The sequence below is a fragment of the Thioalbus denitrificans genome, assembly GCF_003337735.1.
Taxonomy (GTDB): Bacteria; Pseudomonadota; Gammaproteobacteria; order DSM-26407; family DSM-26407; genus Thioalbus; species Thioalbus denitrificans.
The window spans coordinates 420194-436383 of the sequence record NZ_QPJY01000001.1; the positions used below are offsets into that span (position 1 = coordinate 420194).

General features: G+C 67.2%; 16 protein-coding genes. 7 read left to right on the forward strand and 9 right to left on the reverse strand.

The genetic code is table 11. The features are described 5' to 3' along the window. Positions 1-148: 148 nt before the first annotated feature. From DFQ59_RS01955 to DFQ59_RS01970, 4 genes are all read right to left on the reverse strand, one after another. Entirely contained in the window at positions 149-1126 is a 978-nt protein-coding gene (locus DFQ59_RS01955; RefSeq protein WP_114277979.1) for a dimethyl sulfoxide reductase anchor subunit family protein, read from the reverse strand. 90 nt (positions 1127-1216) lie between these two features. Beyond that, positions 1217-1948: a sulfite dehydrogenase subunit SoeB gene (soeB, locus tag DFQ59_RS01960; RefSeq protein WP_114277980.1), complete on the reverse strand. Its 732-nt coding sequence runs from the start codon at positions 1946-1948 to the stop codon at positions 1217-1219. A 10-nt stretch (positions 1949-1958) separates the two neighbouring features. After that, positions 1959-4859, reverse strand: coding sequence for a molybdopterin oxidoreductase family protein (locus tag DFQ59_RS01965; RefSeq protein ID WP_114277981.1), 2901 nt, complete (start codon positions 4857-4859; stop codon positions 1959-1961). Positions 4860-5057: 198 nt separating this feature from the next. After that, the gene (locus DFQ59_RS01970) at positions 5058-5987 is read right to left on the reverse strand and encodes a LysR family transcriptional regulator (RefSeq protein WP_114277982.1); all 930 of its coding nucleotides are present in this window, start codon (positions 5985-5987) and stop codon (positions 5058-5060) included. Positions 5988-6147: 160 nt separating this feature from the next. Between DFQ59_RS01970 and DFQ59_RS01975 the strand changes: the two genes are divergently transcribed. From DFQ59_RS01975 to DFQ59_RS02005, 7 genes are all read left to right on the forward strand, one after another. Continuing rightward, the gene (locus DFQ59_RS01975) at positions 6148-7032 is read left to right on the forward strand and encodes a phosphoribosylaminoimidazolesuccinocarboxamide synthase (RefSeq protein ID WP_114277983.1); all 885 of its coding nucleotides are present in this window, start codon (positions 6148-6150) and stop codon (positions 7030-7032) included. Positions 7033-7196: 164 nt separating this feature from the next. Further along, positions 7197-8615, forward strand: coding sequence for a form I ribulose bisphosphate carboxylase large subunit (locus DFQ59_RS01980; protein ID WP_114277984.1), 1419 nt, complete (start codon positions 7197-7199; stop codon positions 8613-8615). Positions 8616-8716: 101 nt separating this feature from the next. After that, complete coding sequence (locus DFQ59_RS01985; RefSeq protein WP_114277985.1) at positions 8717-9073, forward strand: ribulose bisphosphate carboxylase small subunit; 357 nt, start codon at positions 8717-8719, stop codon at positions 9071-9073. 161 nt (positions 9074-9234) lie between these two features. Next, entirely contained in the window at positions 9235-10044 is an 810-nt protein-coding gene (locus tag DFQ59_RS01990) for a CbbQ/NirQ/NorQ/GpvN family protein (protein ID WP_114277986.1), read from the forward strand. A 101-nt stretch (positions 10045-10145) separates the two neighbouring features. Continuing rightward, positions 10146-10505, forward strand: a complete 360-nt coding sequence (locus DFQ59_RS01995) for a four helix bundle protein (RefSeq protein WP_114277987.1) — start codon at positions 10146-10148, stop codon at positions 10503-10505. Between the two features lie 16 nt (positions 10506-10521). Then, positions 10522-12879 carry a nitric oxide reductase activation protein NorD gene (locus DFQ59_RS02000; protein ID WP_114277988.1) on the forward strand — a complete coding sequence of 786 codons (2358 nt, stop codon included), beginning with the start codon at positions 10522-10524 and terminating at the stop codon, positions 12877-12879. Between the two features lie 165 nt (positions 12880-13044). Beyond that, a complete protein-coding gene (locus DFQ59_RS02005) occupies positions 13045-13494 on the forward strand; it encodes a hypothetical protein (RefSeq protein WP_114278468.1) in 450 nt (149 codons plus the stop codon). Between the two features lie 27 nt (positions 13495-13521). Here DFQ59_RS02005 and DFQ59_RS02010 read toward each other — a convergent pair whose 3' ends face one another. The 5 genes from DFQ59_RS02010 to DFQ59_RS02030 all read right to left on the reverse strand — a co-directional run bounded on the left by DFQ59_RS02010 (position 13522) and on the right by DFQ59_RS02030 (position 16176). Next, positions 13522-13824: a hypothetical protein gene (locus DFQ59_RS02010; RefSeq protein ID WP_114277989.1), complete on the reverse strand. Its 303-nt coding sequence runs from the start codon at positions 13822-13824 to the stop codon at positions 13522-13524. Between the two features lie 175 nt (positions 13825-13999). Continuing rightward, the gene (locus tag DFQ59_RS02015; protein ID WP_114277990.1) at positions 14000-14362 is read right to left on the reverse strand and encodes a roadblock/LC7 domain-containing protein; all 363 of its coding nucleotides are present in this window, start codon (positions 14360-14362) and stop codon (positions 14000-14002) included. 34 nt (positions 14363-14396) lie between these two features. Then, positions 14397-14960: a protoglobin domain-containing protein gene (locus tag DFQ59_RS02020; protein WP_114277991.1), complete on the reverse strand. Its 564-nt coding sequence runs from the start codon at positions 14958-14960 to the stop codon at positions 14397-14399. 37 nt (positions 14961-14997) lie between these two features. Further along, positions 14998-15639 (reverse strand): hypothetical protein, encoded by a 642-nt coding sequence (locus tag DFQ59_RS02025; RefSeq protein ID WP_114277992.1) that lies wholly within the window; start codon positions 15637-15639, stop codon positions 14998-15000. Positions 15640-15642: 3 nt separating this feature from the next. Beyond that, on the reverse strand, positions 15643-16176 hold the full coding sequence (locus tag DFQ59_RS02030) for a GTP-binding protein (RefSeq protein WP_114277993.1): 534 nt from the start codon (positions 16174-16176) through the stop codon (positions 15643-15645). Between the last annotated feature and the right edge of the window lie 14 nt (positions 16177-16190).

Consider the following 16190-nt stretch of genomic DNA (forward strand, 5'->3'; position numbering starts at 1 on the left):
CGAAGTGACAGGCCAATTGGCCCTATCCATCCCTTCGTGTCCTTCGTGGTTTGGCTTGCAGTGGTGTTTTTGTTGACTCCGCCCCGGATACCGTTCCGCTGCCTCCGGGCGCCAGGGCCCCATCAGCGCCACATGAAGGCATGCTCCCTCACACGGCCTGGTAGTAGATGTTCTGCGGATGGCGGGCCTGGGCGAAGAACAGCCAGCGCTCGGCCAGCAGGCCCAGGTACTGGACCAGCAGGGCCAGCACCAGGGTGGTGCCGGAGGCCACGGTGAGCCCGAGGGCCAGGAGCACCACCGGCACGGCGAAGACCAGCACCAGCATGACCCACTTCACCGAGCGCAGGAAGGCGGCGGTCCGGCCGTGGAAGAACTCCCGGGTGTTGAAGGAGCCGCCCATGGCGCCCTGGGCGGTCTGCCGGATCTGGGCGTGGCGCACGCCGATGGCCGTCTGCGGGGTGGACTTGTGCTTGATGCGGGCATTGCGGATGAGGGTGGTGCCGCGGGTCGCCAGGGCCAGCAGGGTGAGGATGATGGCCCAGCCGCCGAAGAAGGTGGTGAGCGCCGGCGCGGTCCAGGCGGCGAACGCGGCGGCGGCGGTGAAGCCCGAGGCGCCGCCGAGCAGCACGAAGTTCACCACCGTCAGCGGCGTGGCCCACTCCTGCAGGAAGCGGATGCAGGCGTAGATCATGCCGGTGGCGAGGAACAGGGCGAAGCAGGCCAGGGTGGCCAGCGCGCCGACGATCAGCGTCAGGTGGATGGCGATGCCCTCGCCCACGGTGCCCAGTACCGGGTCCCAGCCCAGGTAGTGCAGCCCCCCGTAGAGGAAGGTGAGGCCCATGAAGGCGGGCAGCACGATCACCTCCCGCGAGAGCCAGGAGGTGCGCCACTGGCTGGCGGAGCGCCAGGCCCGTTCCGGCCGGCCCAGGTGGAACACCGAGGCGACCAGTCCCAGGGCCAGGAACACCAGGGCCAGCCCGCTGCCCAGGCCGTAGAACAGGCGGTCGTCCTGGGGCGGAAGCACCTCCAGCACGGAGTAGATCTGGCCGCTGTAGAGCGCCAGGAACAGGCCCTGGCCGACGCCGATGAGGGTGGTCAGGAAGATGACGGAAAAGGCAGGATGCATTCGTAAACTCCAGGTTCCAGTTTCGAGTGACGAGTAGCGAGGTCTCGGATCCGGCGCTTCCCCTCGCAACTCGTCACTCGTTACTCGCAACTACCAGCTGGTGACGTCGTCCAGCGACGGCTCGTCGAGCGCCGGGCGCGGCCGCGGGGCCTCCTTCTTGAGCGGGTTGTCGACCCGCACCAGCTCGTCGTCGTGGATGCGCAGGCGGGTCTTGCGCCGGGGCAGGTAGTGGTTGGCCGGCTTGGTGCCCCACTCGGGCATCAGCTGGTAGCCGCCCTCCTCGCGGATCAGCACCGAGACCTCGGACTCCGGATCGTGCACGTCGCCGAACAGCCGCGCGTTGGTGGGGCAGGCGAGCACGCACGAGGGCTTGCGCTCGCGCTCCGGCAGCGACTCGTCGTAGATGCGGTCCACGCACAGGGTGCACTTCTTCATCACCTTCTGCTGCTCGTCGATTTCGCGGGCGCCGTAGGGGCAGGCCCAGGAGCAGTACTTGCAGCCGATGCACTTGTCGTAGTCCACCAGCACGATGCCGTCCTCGGGCCGCTTGTAGCTCGCGCCGGTGGGGCACACCGGCACGCAGGGCGGCTCCTCGCAGTGCAGGCAGGATTTCGGGAAATGCACCGTCTCGGTGTGCGGGTAGGCGCCCACCTCGAAGGTCTGCACCCGGTTGAAGAAGGTGCCGGTGGGATCGGCGTCGTAGGGGTTGCGGTCGGTCATGGGCCCGGCCAGCCCGGAGGTGTTCCACTCCTTGCAGCTGGTCACGCAGGCACTGCAGCCGACGCACACGTTCAGGTCGATAATCAGGGCGAGCTGGGTCATATCCGTCTCGTCACGCTTTTTTCAGCAGGTTCTTGAACAGGCCGGTGCCGGCGCGGTAGGCCAGCCACTTGCGCAGCCGCCTTGGGGTTCCCGGCAGGGGCTTCATGGCCTCGAACTGGGGGAAGGTCTCCCGGGGCTCGGCGGCCTCGGCCTTGTAGACGCGCACGCGCACGTCGTACCAGCCCGCCTGCCCGGTGACCGGGTCGGAGTTGGACAGGTGCTCGCCCTCGGCGCTGGCGGGCAGCTCCTCGGAGATGAGGTGGTTGAGCAGGAAGCCCTTGCGCGATTCGTTGGCCTTCGGGGCGAGGTTCCAGGCGCCGGCGGCCTTGCCGATGGCGTTCCAGGTCCACACCGTGCCCGGCTCCACCGCCTCGCTGAAGCGGCACATGCAGCGCACCTTGCCCCACTGGGACTCCACCCAGATCCAGTCCCCGTCCTCGAAGCCGTTGGCCCGGCCCACGCTGGGGTGCAGGTAGAGGTGGTTGTGGGCGTGGATCTGGCGCAGCCAGGCGTTCTGGGAGTCCCAGGAGTGGTACATGGCCATGGGGCGCTGGGTCACCGCGCTCAACGGGTAGGTGTGGCGGTCGGTGAGCTGGGTCTCCAGCGGCGCGAAATAGAACGGCAGCGGATCGAAATGGGTGTCGATACGCTTGCGCAGCCGCTCGGGGGGCTGCTTGCCCTGCAGCTTGCCGCGCGCGGCGAGGCGGAACTTCTGCAGCACCTCGGAGTAGATGTGCACGTTGATGGGCTCGGCGTAGCGGGTCAGGCGGTGCTGCTGGGCCCAGTCGAGGTAGCCGCGGTTCCAGTTGCGCATGTACTGATAGGAGCGCGGCAGCTCGTAGTGGAACACGCAGTTGTTCTTGGCGTACATCTCCCACTGGCCGGGGTTGGGCTCGCCCTTCATGAACTTCTCGCCGCCCGTGCCGCGCCAGCCGGCGAGGAAGCCGATGCCGGAGCCCGGCTCGGTCTCGTAGTTGACGATGAAGTCGGGGTAGTCGCGGTACTTGCGCCGGCCCTGCTCATCCACGAAGGCGGGCAGCTGCAGGCGCGAGCCGAGCTCGATGAGCACCTCCTGGAACGGCTTGCACTCGCCGGTGGGCGGCACCACGGGGATGCGCACCGAGTCCACCGGTCCGTCGAACTCCGAGATGGGCCGGTCGAGCATGGACATCACGTCGTGGCGCTCGAGGTAGGTGGTGTCGGGCAGCACCAGGTCGGCGAAGGCGGTCATCTCCGACTGGAAGGCGTCGCACACCACCAGGAACGGGATCTTGTACTCGCCGTTCCCGTCCTTGTCGTTGAGCATCTTGCGCACCTCCACCGTGTTCATGGTGGAGTTCCAGGCCATGTTGGCCATGAAGATCATCAGCGTGTCGATGGGGTAGGGATCGCCGCGCCAGGCGTTGGTGATGGCGTTGTGCATCAGCCCGTGCACCGACAGCGGGTATTCCCAGGAGAAGGCCTTGTCGATGCGCACCGGGTTGCCCTGCGCGTCCACGAACAGGTCGTCGGGCTCCGCCGGCCAGCCCAGCGCCATCCCCGCCAGCGGCGTGTTCGGCTGCACCGCCTCGGGTCCGCGCGGGGTCTTGGCGCAGGGCGGTATGGGGCGCGGGAACGGGGCCTTGTGGCGGAAGCCGCCGGGACGATCGATGGTGCCCAGGATGCTCATCAGGATGGCGAGCGCCCGGATGGTCTGGAAGCCGTTGGAGTGGGCCGCCAGTCCGCGCATGGCGTGGAAGGAGACCGGGTTGCCGGTGATGGACTCGTGGTCCTTCCCCCAGGCGTCGGTCCAGGCGATGGGCAGTTCGATCTTCTGATCGCGGGCCATCACGCCCATCTCGTGGGCCAGCTTGCGGATGGTCTCCGCCGGAATCCCGGTGATCCTGGCCGCCCACTCCGGGGTGTAGTCCTTCACCCGTTCCACCAGCAGCTGGAAGGCGGGCTTCACCGGGGTGCCGTCGGCGAGCTGGAAGCTGCCGAGCAGGTAGGGATCGGCGTCCGCGCTGCGGTTGACTACCGCCCGGTCGCTGTTGCGATCCCACCAGAGCTTGTTCTGGGGGTCGAAGCAGCCCTCCTCCTCGGGCACCTCGGCGCGCACGAACATCCCCTCCTCGGTGCTCGCCTGGTCCAGGTTCACCAGCTCCGGGGCGTTGGTGTAGTTCACCAGGAACTCACGATCATAGAGGCCCTGGTTGATGATCTCGTTGATCAGCGCCAGCAACAGCGCGCCGTCGGTGCCCGGCTTGATGGGGATCCAGTCATCGGCGATGGCGGCGTAGCCGGTGCGCACGGGGTTGATGGCGATGAAGCGCCCGCCGTTGCGCTTGAACTTCGACAGCGCCATCTTCATCGGGTTGGAGTGGTGATCCTCGGCGGTGCCGATCATGATGAACAGCTTGGAGCGTTCCAGGTCCGGGCCGCCGAACTCCCAGAAGGAGCCGCCGATGGTGTAGATCATGCCGGCGGCCATGTTCACCGAGCAGAAGCCGCCGTGGGCGGCGTAGTTGGGGGTGCCGAACTGCTTGGCGAACAGGCCGGTGAGAGCCTGCATCTGGTCGCGGCCGGTGAACAGGGCGAACTTCTTCGGGTCGCTGGCGCGGATCTTTCCCAGCCGCTCGGCCAGGATCTCGAAGGCCTGCTCCCAGGCGATGGGCTCGAACTTCGCATCGCCCCGCTCGGCGCCCTGCTTGCGCAGCAGCGGCCGGGTCAGGCGCGCCGGAGAGTACTGCTTCATGATGCCGGAGGAGCCCTTGGCGCAGATGACCCCCTGGTTGAGGGGGTGATCCGGGTTGCCCTCGATGTAGCGCACCTCCCCGTCCTTGAGGGTGACGCGGATGCCGCAGCGGCAGGCGCACATGTAGCAGGTGGTGTTCTTCACCTCGGTGTTGGGCTGGCGGGCGGGGTCGCTCATGGCTTGGTTCCTGACTGCGGGGGTGCTGTATTACAGGGGTTGCGAACTATACGCATCCGCATCCGAGTGGGCTAATCAACATTTTCAATATGCCCCATAATATCGAAATATGCTGAATAACCAATATTTCCATTGGCATAGATCAAGGGAATTCCGCCCCGCCCGGTCCGGATCGGCTGCGGGCCCGGCCGGCGGCGCTCATTCCGCGGCCGGCGCCCGGGCGGGGCCGCTGCCGACCAGGCTGCCCGCCTCCTCGAAGACGAAGTCGCGGAATGCCAGCGCCACCGGCGACAGGCGCTTGCCCCGGCGGTGGACCAGGTACCAGTGGCGGGGAATGGGGAAGGCTTCGGCCCTGAGCACCACCAGGCGGCCGGTCTCCAGCTCCAGCTCCAGGGTGTGGATGGAGACGATGCCCAGCCCCATTCCCACCTCCACGGCGCGCTTGATGGCCTCGTTGCTGGAGAGCTCCATGCCGGTGCGCAGCTTGACCCCGCGGCTGGCGAAGTGGCGCTCCATGGCGATGCGGGTGCCGGAACCCTCCTCGCGCACCACGAAGGCCTCCTGCTGCAGCCGCTCCCAGCTCACCTCGTCCGCGCCGGCCAGCGGGTGGTCGGGGGCGGCAATCACCACCAGCGGGTTGTCCATGAACGGCTCCGCCTCCAGGTCCAGCGACTCGGGTGGGCGGCCCATGATGACGAGGTCCTTCTCGTTGGCCTCCAGCGCCCGCAGCAGGCCTTCGCGGTTGGTCACCTCGAGGCTGAAGCTGATGCCCGGGTAACGGCGGCAGAAGGCGGCGAGCAGGCGGGTGGCGAAGTAGTTGGCGGTGCTCGCCACCGCGATGCGCAGCCGCCCGCGCCGAATCCCCTTGAGACTCTCCAGCACCTCCTCGGTCTCCTCCAGCTGCAGGGCGATGGCGCGGCTGGTCTGGTGCAACTCCTGGCCGGCCTCGGTGAGGAAGGTGCGCTTGCCCATCTGCTCGAACAGCGGCAGGCCGACGCTCTCCTCCAGCTGCTTGATCTGCATGGAGACCGCCGGCTGGGTCAGGTGCAGCTCCTCGGCGGCGCGGGTGTAGCTGAGGTGGCGGGCGACCGCTTCGAAGACGCGGAGTTGGCGCAGGGTGACGTGCATAACTCTTACCTTATGGTTTCAATCCAAATTTCCAAATGTGAATTATGCGCTATTTCGGGAATAATGGCTCCCGGTCCGATGCCCCCGGGCGCGCTTTTTCCCGCGAGCTCCGGTGTGGCTGCTGCTAAAATTATGGTTTACCTACGGAGACCCATCGATCATGGCGGACACCCTCTATGAGGCTGGCCTGAAGAGCCTGCCGCTCGTTCACCAGGGCAAGGTCAGGGACAGCTACGCGGTGGATGACGAGCATCTGCTCATCGTCACCAGCGACCGGCTTTCGGCCTTCGACGTGGTGCTTCCCACCCCCATCCCGGGCAAGGGCCGGGTGCTGACGGCCCTGTCCAACTTCTGGTTCGAGCGCCTCGGCCACGTGGTGCCCAACCACCTCGCCGACCTGCCCCTGGAGCAGGCGCTGCCGGATCCGGAGGAGCGGGCCCGGGTGGAAGGGCGCGCCATCGTGGTCCAGCGCCTCAAGCCGCTGCCGGTGGAGGCCATCGTGCGCGGCTACCTCATCGGCTCCGGCTGGAAGGAGTACCGCCAGACCGGCGGGGTATGCGGCATCCCCCTGCCGTCGGGCCTGCGCATGGCGGACCGCCTGCCCGAGCCCATCTTCACCCCCTCCACCAAGGCCGCGGTGGGCGAGCACGACGAGAATATCGATTTCCAGCAGACCGTGGCGCTGCTGGGCGAGAAGCTGGCGGCCCAGGTCCGCGACGTGAGCCTGAGCCTCTATGCCGAGGCGGCCGCCTACGCCCTGGAGCGCGGCATCATCATCGCCGACACCAAGTTCGAGTTCGGGCTGGACGAGGCGGGCCGCCTGATCCTCATCGACGAGGCCCTCACCCCTGACTCCTCCCGCTTCTGGCCGGCCGATACCTATGCGCCCGGCAGCAGCCCGGCCAGCTTCGACAAGCAGTATGTGCGTGATTACCTCGAGACCCTGGACTGGGACAAGCGGGCGCCCGGACCCGAATTGCCCGAGGAGGTGGCCCGGAAGACGGCCGAGAAGTACGAGGAGGCCCTGCGGCGGCTCACCCAGTGAGGAAGAATGATAAGTAAATACTTATCCATATAATCATAATTATTTAGTTAACTTTATGGGTTTTGCGTTGCTATAGTCCTCTCACACGGTGGCGAGCCACCGCGGATTCATGACTCCTCCGCCTGCGGGCGGAGGAGTTAAAACAACGATCTGGAGGAACGGTCATGGCGAAAACCTACAGCGCGGGCGTCAAGGAATACCGCGAAACGTACTGGATGCCCGAGTACACCCCCAAGGACACCGACATTCTGGCGTGCTTCAAGATTACCCCCCAGGCCGGGGTGCCCCGTGAAGAGGCGGCCGCGGCCGTGGCGGCGGAATCCTCCACCGGCACCTGGACCACCGTGTGGACCGACCTCCTCACCGATCTCGACTACTACAAGGGCCGCGCCTACGCCATCGAGGATGTGCCGGGCAACGACGAGGCCTTCTATGCCTTCATCGCCTACCCCATCGATCTCTTCGAAGAGGGTTCGGTGGTGAACGTGTTCACCTCCCTGGTGGGCAACGTGTTCGGCTTCAAGGCCGTGCGCGCCCTGCGCCTGGAGGACGTGCGCTTCCCCATCGCCTACGTGATGACCTGCAACGGTCCGCCCCACGGCATCCAGGTGGAGCGCGACATCATGAACAAGTACGGCCGTCCGCTGCTGGGCTGCACCATCAAGCCCAAGCTGGGCCTGTCGGCCAAGAACTACGGCCGCGCCGTCTACGAGTGCCTGCGCGGCGGTCTCGATTTCACCAAGGACGACGAGAACGTCAACTCCCAGCCGTTCATGCGCTGGCGCCAGCGGTTCGACTTCGTCATGGACGCCATCCACAAGGCGGAGCAGGAGACCGGCGAGCGCAAGGGCCACTACCTGAACGTGACCGCGCCCACCCCGGAGGAGATGTACAAGCGTGCGGAGTACGCCAAGGAGATCGGCGCGCCCATCATCATGCACGACTACATCACCGGCGGCTTCTGCGCCAACACGGGCCTGGCCCAGTGGTGCCGGGACAACGGCCTGCTGCTCCACATCCACCGCGCCATGCACGCGGTGCTGGACCGCAACCCCAACCACGGCATCCACTTCCGCGTGCTGACCAAGATCCTGCGCCTGTCCGGCGGTGATCACCTGCATACCGGCACCGTGGTGGGCAAGCTCGAGGGCGACCGCGAGTCCACCCTGGGCTGGATCGACCTGCTGCGCGACTCCTACATCAAGGAAGACCGCAGCCGCGGCATCTTCTTCGACCAGGACTGGGGCTCCATGCCCGGCGCCTTCGCCGTGGCCTCCGGCGGCATCCACGTCTGGCACATGCCGGCGCTGGTGACCATCTTCGGTGACGACGCCGTGCTGCAGTTCGGTGGCGGCACCCTGGGCCACCCGTGGGGCAACGCGGCCGGCGCCGCGGCCAACCGCGTGGCGCTCGAGGCCTGCGTCGAGGCCCGCAACCAGGGCCGCGAGCTGGAGAAGGAGGGCAAGGAGATTCTGACCGCCGCCGCCGCCAGCAGCCCCGAGCTGAAGGCCGCGATGGAGACCTGGAAGGAGATCAAGTTCGAGTTCGACACCGTCGACAAGCTCGACGTGTCCCACAAGTAAGCATGTGAGTGGAGGGTGAGGTGTGAAGGGTGAGGAGTCCCCTCACTCCGAGCACCTCACCGGCGCAGCCGCGAATTCGAACGATTACGAGGATTAAAGCAATGAGCGAAATGCAGGACTACAAGTCGAGCCTGGGTGACACCAGCAGCCGCAAGTTCGAGACCTTCTCCTACCTGCCCGAGATGGATGCCGAGCGCATCCGCAAGCAGGTGGAGTACATCATCTCCAAGGGCTGGAACCCGGCCATCGAGCACACCGAGCCCCAGAACGCCTTCAGCCACTACTGGTACATGTGGAAGCTGCCCATGTTCGGCGAAACCGACGTGGACCGGATCCTGGCCGAGGCGGAGGCCTGCCACAAGGCCCACCCCAACAACCACGTGCGCCTGGTGGGCTTCGACAACTACGCCCAGTCCAAGGGCGCCGAGATGGTGGTCTTCCGCGGCAAGGCCGTCTGATCGCCACCGCGGCACGCTGAACCGGAGCCCCTGTTCCGTCGTGACGGGGCAGGGGCTTTTTTGTGAACGTGAAGGGTGAGGAGTGAGGCGTGAGGAGTTCTCACGCCCGCCGCGAATGCGCCTCACGCCCGACGCCTGACTCCTCACCGGAGTGAATGAGCATGAGCGACCAAATCGACCGCGAGCAGTACCTGATTCAGGAAGAGCCCTACTACCGCCCGGTGGCGAACGAGGTGGCCATGTACGAGGCGGCCTACGACGCGCGCATGCCGGTGATGCTCAAGGGCCCCACCGGCTGCGGCAAGTCCCGCTTCGTGGAGTACATGGCCTGGAAGCTGGGCAAGCCGCTCATCACCGTGGCCTGCAACGAGGACATGACCGCCTCGGACCTCGTGGGGCGGTTCCTGCTCGACATCAACGGCACCAAGTGGCAGGACGGCCCGCTGACGGTGGCCGCCCGCATGGGCGCCATCTGCTACCTGGACGAGGTGGTGGAGGCGCGCCAGGACACCACCGTGGTGATCCACCCGCTCACCGACCACCGGCGCAACCTGCCGCTGGAGAAGAAGGGCGAGCTGGTGCAGGCCCATCCGGATTTCCAGATCGTCATCTCCTACAACCCCGGCTACCAGAGCCTGATGAAGGATCTCAAGCAGTCCACCAAGCAGCGCTTCGGCGCGCTGGACTTCGACTATCCGAGCGCGGAGATCGAGACCGAGATCGTCGCCCACGAGGGTCACGTGGACAAGGCGGTGGCCGAGAAGCTGGTGCAGGTGGCCCAGCGCTCCCGCAACCTCAAGGGCCACGGCCTGGACGAGGGCATGTCCACCCGCCTGCTGGTCTACGCCGCCCAGCTCATCGGCAAGGGCATCGATCCCGAATCCGCCTGCCGCATGGCCCTGGTGCGCCCGCTCACCGACGATCCCGACATGCGCGACACGCTGGACGCGGCAGTGGGGACGTATTTTTAGTCGCCGGTGGCCGGTGGCCGGTGGCCGGTGGCCGGTGGCCGGTGGCCGGTCGCCGGTGGCGGGTCACAGGATAACGCAGGCAGCACAGGGAGGTGCTGGTCATGCAGGATTACAGAAGGTTGCTGGTCTGGCAGCGGTCGCACTGTCTCGCCCTGTTGGTCTACGAGACAACGCGGGAATTTCCGCAAGACGAACGCTTCGGGTTGTGCAGTCAACTGCGTCGGGCGGCAGCTTCGATTCCAGCCAATATTGCCGAGGGGAGCGGGCGGGGCAGCAGAGATGACTTCGCTCGCTTCCTGAGAATATGCGGTGGTTCGGTTCACGAGCTGGAATACCAGGCCATGTTGGCCCGGGATCTGAACTACCTGGCTGGCGAACGGTTCGAGCAGCTGGGGGCTCGTTGCGCGGAGATTCGGCGCATGCTCACGGGGCTGCTCAAAAAGCTGGTTGCTGGAAACTGAAGGCTGGTAACTGAATATGACCATCGACTTCGCCGAGTACGTCAATTGCCTCGAGCTCGAGGCGGGCCACGAGCACCGCGAGGCCCTGGAGTCCTCCTATCACGAGGCGGCCCGGGTGATGTCTCCGCGCGGACTGCAGAACTATCTCGAGGGCATGCGCGCGCTGTGCGTGCTGGGCCGCGGACGCGACCTGGTGCTCACCTATGTGGGGGAGATGCCCGGCGTGGCCAAGGAGGTGGGCGAGGACGTCATCCCGGACGTGGTGGAGGCGCTGATGAAGCTCGCCTCGCACACCTCCGGCACGGTGCTGACCCTGATGATGGCCAGCCTGCCGCTGGCGGCCCAGCGCCTGGGCGACGCGGAGGTGCTGCGCGGGTATCTCGGCCTGATCCACCAGCTGGCCGGCAAGGCGCCGCGGGGCCTGCGGCCGATGCTGGAGAACCTGGACGAGCTGCTCGCCAAGCTCACCCTCGGGGGGCTGCGGCGCTGGGCCCTGTGGGGCGCCCAGGCCCACGCCCGGGATCTCGACGGGCAGATGGCCTACTACGGACTGAAGAGCGAGTCCTCCCGGGCGGTGCTGCGCAAGGAGCGGCGCGGCACCCTGTTCGTGGACAACCAGCGCAAGCTCAACTTCTACCTGCGGGCACTGTGGGGGCGGGCCTTCTTCATGCGCCCCACCTCCGGCGACTACGAGACCCGCCAGGGGCTGAGGCCCTTCATCGAGGAGTTCCAGATCCACGTCCCCGACGCCTACGACACCTTCCACGGCATCGACGGCATCGAGATCTACCGCGCCGCGGTGGCCCACTGCGCGGCGCACCTGGTCTACACCCGCCGGCCCATCTCGGCCGAGCAGCTCTCCCCGGCGCAGATGAAGTTCATCGAGCTGTTCGAGGACGCGCGGGTGGAGTACCTGGCGGGCCGGGAGTTCCCCGGCCTGCGCAAGCTGTGGCTCTCCTTCCTGACCGCCAAGCCGCGGCCGGAGGAGGAGGCGCCGGAGATCCATCCGGTGATGGAGCTCATGCTGCGCATGGCCCGCGCGCTGCTGGACGAGCACTACGAGGACGAGGAGTCGGCCATCAACGCCATGGCGGCCGATTTCCGCGCCCGGCTGGCCGTCGACCCCTACGACAGCGCCATCAGCTGGAATGCCGGCGTGGAGTTCTACAATCACCTGTCCGCCTACGGCGCCATCCCCGGCCTGCGGGTGCTGGAGAGCTGGCCCATTCCCTACCGCGACGACAACCGCTACATCTGGGCCTTCGCCGAGGCCGACTTCGGGCGCGGAGTGGACTACCAGCCCGCCTCCCAGCAGGTGCGCAAGTACGTCAGCGTGCTGGAGATGGTCAACGAGCTGGACTGTGAGCTGGCCGGCGACGATGCCCAGGAGATCTGGGTGCTGGACACGCCCTTCTACCTCGACCAGGAGGGCTGCACCATCAACGAGCTGGAGGGCAAGGAGCCCATCTCCGAGCCCTACCACTACCAGGAGTGGGACTACCACGTGCAGCTCTACCGGCCCGACTGGGCCACGGTCATCGAGCGCCGCCAGCCCAAGGACGACCCGGAGGTGATGGACGCCATCCTCACCAAGCACAAGCCCATCGCCTCGCGCATCCGCCACCTCATCGACGCCCTGCAGCCCCAGGGCATCGTGCGCAAGCGCGGTTTCGAGGAGGGCGAGGAGATCGACATCAATGCGGCGGTGCGCGCCTTCATCGACATCCGCCGGGGCGTCATGCCCGATCCGCGCATCAACATCCGCATCACCCGCCACGTGCGCGACCTGGCGGTGGTGATCCTGCTGGATCTCTCCGAATCCACCAACGAGCCGGTGGAGAAGGACAATCCGGACAGTCCCACGGTGGTGGAGCTGACCCGCGAGGCCACCGGGCTGCTGGCCTGGGCCATCGACTCCATCGGCGATCCCTTCGCCGTGCACGGCTTCGCCTCCGACGGGCGCCACGACGTGCAGTACTACCGCTTCAAGGACTTCCACCAGCCCTACGACGACGAGGCCAAGTCGCGGCTGGCGGGGATGCAGGGCGGGCTCTCCACCCGGATGGGCGCGGCGCTGCGCCATGCCGGCTGGCACCTGGGCCAGCAGTCGGCGCAGAAGCGGCTGGTGCTGCTGGTCACCGACGGCGAGCCGGCCGACATCGACGAGCGCGATCCCCAGTACCTGCGCCACGACACCAAGAAGGCGGTGGAGGATCTGGCCATGCAGGGGATCTACACCTACTGCCTCACCCTCGATCCCCTGGCCGACCGCTACGTGGCCCGCATCTTCGGCGAGAACCGCTACGCCATCGTCGACCACGTGGAGCGGCTGCCGGAGCGGCTGCCGGCGGTGTTCGCCACGATCACGGGGTGATGTGAGCGGCCAGTTATCAGTTGCCGGTTACCAGCAAAGACATCGTGGGGTTTTGTAACGATGCTTCTCCCAGGCCAGCCTCACACTGGCAACTGGCAACTGGCAACTGGCAACTGGCAACTGGCAACTGGCAACTGGCAACCGGGAACCGGAAACCGTCCCTTCATGGCCGAGTACTTCACCCGCGAGACCTTCTTCCGCCCGCAGCCGGTGGAGCAGCGGGAAAGCGCCTTGCCGGCGCCTCTCTACAATGCCCTGCAGCGCCTGCTCCGGCGCAGCGAATCGGGCTGCGTCTTCATTCCCGTCCGCTCCATGCAGTACCAGGCGGTGCTGGAGCGCGAGGAGATCATCTTCGTGGACAGCCAGGGGGGGTATGCCCACCAGGACGGCGAGGGGGGGCGACTCATCCGCATCGCCTGGCAACTCCGGCCGGCGGCGGAGCGTGAGTCCCTCAGCGCGCCGGTGCCCTGCACGGTCGTGTACTACTTCCCCGATCTCAGGGAGACCCAGTGGCGGCTGATGAGCGAGCTGCCCGCCGCGGTGGAGGCCTGCCTGCGGCGCCGGCGGGACGACAGCGCGCCGGTGACGGGGCGGCGCGTGGTGCCATTGCGGTGATTTCAGTAGCCAGTCGCCGGTGACTGATCAATCCTCGTCGTCCAGCTCCGGATTCCAGCCCTGCTCGCGGGCGCCCTGCACGGCGGCGGCGTAGATGCGGGCATGGCGTTCACGCAGGTCGTCGGGGAGGTTGGAGGCCAGCTGGCCGTAGGGTTCCCAGGCCTTGCTGACCTGGTCGTAGAGCTGCTCGATGCGGCCGTAGCTCCAGCCCGCGCAGGTCTCGGTCTCGGGGATCAGGCCGAACACCCAGGCGTCGCGGATGATCTTGCCCACGGTCGTCAGACCGTTGTTCTTGTCCTTGTGGATGCCAACGTAGTTCTGGGTCTTCATGGTCTTCTCGGTATGCGGTGCGGGTCAGCCTGCTAGTGTACTGCGTCACTCTTGGAGGTGCTTTCGGGGGGCTCCCTGCGGGCGAGCCGCTGAATGTGCCTCCAAGGGTGACGCAGAACACTAACATATCCGAGTCGGCGCCGGGCGGCACCTCCGGGCCGCCCGGAGACCGGGTTCAGATGAGGTTGCCGATGCTCTCGGCGGCCCGCTTCACGTCCAGGAAGATCAGGCCGAGCCGGGCGTCGGGCTTGGCCATCACCGTCACCACCGCCTCGGCGCCGGCGTGGGTCATCAGCACGTAGCCCTTCTCGCCCTTGATGAGCACCTGCTCGAGGCCGCCGCGGGCCAGCTCCTGGGCGGTGCGTCCGCCCAGCGAGAGCATGGCTGCGCTCATGGCGCCCACGCGGTCCTCGTCGAGGCCGGCCGGCATCTGGGCGGCCATCATCAGGCCGTCGGTGGAGATCACCGCCGAGGCCTCGATGTCGGCGGAACTGCCGTTGAGGTCGCTCAGGATGGAATTCAGCATGTCTGCACGCATGGTCGTTCTCCCGGGGTATCGTTGTTGTCCCCGCTCAGGCCCGGTAGGCGCCGGCGAGGTTGTTGAACAGGGTCCGGCTCATGCCGGTGATGGCGAGGAAGCGGTCCAGCTCCTCGGCGAGGCTGGAGGACTGGTAGGACTCCTGCATGATCATCAGGCAGAAGCCGAGCACGGCGCTCACCGCGGCGTTGGTCCGGATGCAGCGCTCGTGATCCTCGCCGCACACCCGGGCCACCGTGGTCAGCAGGCTGTTGCCCACCAGCGTCATGGAGGCGGCCATGAACTCCACCGGCATCTGCACCTTCACGTGCACGTCGCCCACGTGATACATGCGGGCGGCGTACCCGGCATCGAACGGGCCGGTGAAGACGCTTTCCAGCCAGCCCAGGTGGGTGGCCTTGAGGGCGTCGATGCGTCCCTCGATGAAGGCCGCCGCCTTGGGTACCCGGGCCAGGTCGGCATAAAAGGCCTCGGTGACCTCCGGCAGCAGGGGGCGGATGGCGGGTCCGATCTGGACCAGCAGGGCCTCCCGTTCCGGGGTGAGGCCGGTGAACGCGCGGGCATAGCGGGTCAGTTCCTCGAAATCGATGTCAGCCATTGGGGGTGCAGCTCCTGTCGGATGGGTGGGGGGTGATTCAGGCCGCGGTGGCGCCGTAGCGGCGCCACAGGGCCCAGACCAGCCGGGTCAGCGCGGGCTGGTTGAGCCGCGGCTGGCCGGCAAGGGCCAGCACGAAGCGGTGCCCGCCGGCGTGGATGGGCCAGAAGCCGAACTGGCTGTTGCCGGCGGCGTCCAGTACGCCCCAGGCGCCGCCGGGAAGGCCGAGATTGCCTCCCAGGAGACCGTGATGGCGCGCATGGAGCGAGGCCAGGTCTGCGCTCAGGGCGGATATCTCCTCCGCCGCCTCGTGGGGGAATCCGACACTGGCGAGGTAGAAGCCCTGGGCATCCGCCAGCAGGGCGCGTCCGGCGGCCGAGAGCGGCGCCAGCAGTTCGGGCAGCAACTGCTCCAGGGGGCCGCCCGGCGCGCGGCGCGGCGTGGCCAGCCCTTCCAGCCAGCCGAGGGTCTGCAGGTGGTGGAGCAGATCGAGGGCGGTGCCGTTGTCGTGCACCCCGCACCAGCGCCGCAGGCCCTCCAGCTCCAGCGGCGGGGTCTCGTCCCGGCGCAGCAGGGCGGTGAGCAGAGTGCGGGGGCGGCTGGCGTCCGGCGCGGCGGCGGCGTGGTAGGCGCCCGCGGGAGAGACGGCCAGGTAGTGGCCGGCGATCAGGCGGTAGCTCATCGGCTACGCTCCCAGGCCTGGATCGAGGCTGTAGAGCAGGGCCTTGACCAGCAGGCGCACGTCGTCCCGCTCGCGGGCGTCCACCTCGAACACCGCCGGGTTCAGGTCGCGCCCCGCCAGTTCGTGGTGATAGGCGTCCAGGCCCGGTCCGCCCAGGTCGGTGCGGGTGACGCCGATGACCACGCCCTGCTCAGCGATGAAGCCGCGGAATGCATCGAGGAAGAAGTGCAGATCGCGGAAGGGATCGGCGCGGCTGTTGTCGATGAGCAGCACCAGGCCGAGCCCGCCCGCGGTGAGGATCTCCCACATGAAGTCGAACCGCTCCTGGCCGGGGGTGCCATAGAGATGGATGCGCTCCCCGCCCTCCAGCTGCAGCACGCCGTAGTCCATGGCCACCGTGGTGCCGGCTTTGCGGCTGCGGGTCATGTCCGAGGCTGCCTCGTCGGTCGATACCGGCGGCGTATCGCTGATGGCCGTGATGGCCGTGGTCTTCCCGGCGCCGACGGGGCCGGTGAAGATGATCTTGTAGTCGCTCATCGGGTCGTGTGGAG

Coding starts and splice junctions, on each gene's coding strand:
- DFQ59_RS01955 (WP_114277979.1), bottom strand. CDS start 1,126: ATGCATCCTGCCTTTTCCGTCATCTTCCTGACCACCCTCATCGGCGTC.
- soeB (WP_114277980.1), bottom strand. CDS start 1,948: ATGACCCAGCTCGCCCTGATTATCGACCTGAACGTGTGCGTCGGCTGC.
- DFQ59_RS01965 (WP_114277981.1), bottom strand. CDS start 4,859: ATGAGCGACCCCGCCCGCCAGCCCAACACCGAGGTGAAGAACACCACC.
- DFQ59_RS01970 (WP_114277982.1), bottom strand. CDS start 5,987: ATGCACGTCACCCTGCGCCAACTCCGCGTCTTCGAAGCGGTCGCCCGC.
- DFQ59_RS01975 (WP_114277983.1), top strand. CDS start 6,148: ATGGCGGACACCCTCTATGAGGCTGGCCTGAAGAGCCTGCCGCTCGTT.
- DFQ59_RS01980 (WP_114277984.1), top strand. CDS start 7,197: ATGGCGAAAACCTACAGCGCGGGCGTCAAGGAATACCGCGAAACGTAC.
- DFQ59_RS01985 (WP_114277985.1), top strand. CDS start 8,717: ATGAGCGAAATGCAGGACTACAAGTCGAGCCTGGGTGACACCAGCAGC.
- DFQ59_RS01990 (WP_114277986.1), top strand. CDS start 9,235: ATGAGCGACCAAATCGACCGCGAGCAGTACCTGATTCAGGAAGAGCCC.
- DFQ59_RS01995 (WP_114277987.1), top strand. CDS start 10,146: ATGCAGGATTACAGAAGGTTGCTGGTCTGGCAGCGGTCGCACTGTCTC.
- DFQ59_RS02000 (WP_114277988.1), top strand. CDS start 10,522: ATGACCATCGACTTCGCCGAGTACGTCAATTGCCTCGAGCTCGAGGCG.
- DFQ59_RS02005 (WP_114278468.1), top strand. CDS start 13,045: ATGGCCGAGTACTTCACCCGCGAGACCTTCTTCCGCCCGCAGCCGGTG.
- DFQ59_RS02010 (WP_114277989.1), bottom strand. CDS start 13,824: ATGAAGACCCAGAACTACGTTGGCATCCACAAGGACAAGAACAACGGT.
- DFQ59_RS02015 (WP_114277990.1), bottom strand. CDS start 14,362: ATGCGTGCAGACATGCTGAATTCCATCCTGAGCGACCTCAACGGCAGT.
- DFQ59_RS02020 (WP_114277991.1), bottom strand. CDS start 14,960: ATGGCTGACATCGATTTCGAGGAACTGACCCGCTATGCCCGCGCGTTC.
- DFQ59_RS02025 (WP_114277992.1), bottom strand. CDS start 15,639: ATGAGCTACCGCCTGATCGCCGGCCACTACCTGGCCGTCTCTCCCGCG.
- DFQ59_RS02030 (WP_114277993.1), bottom strand. CDS start 16,176: ATGAGCGACTACAAGATCATCTTCACCGGCCCCGTCGGCGCCGGGAAG.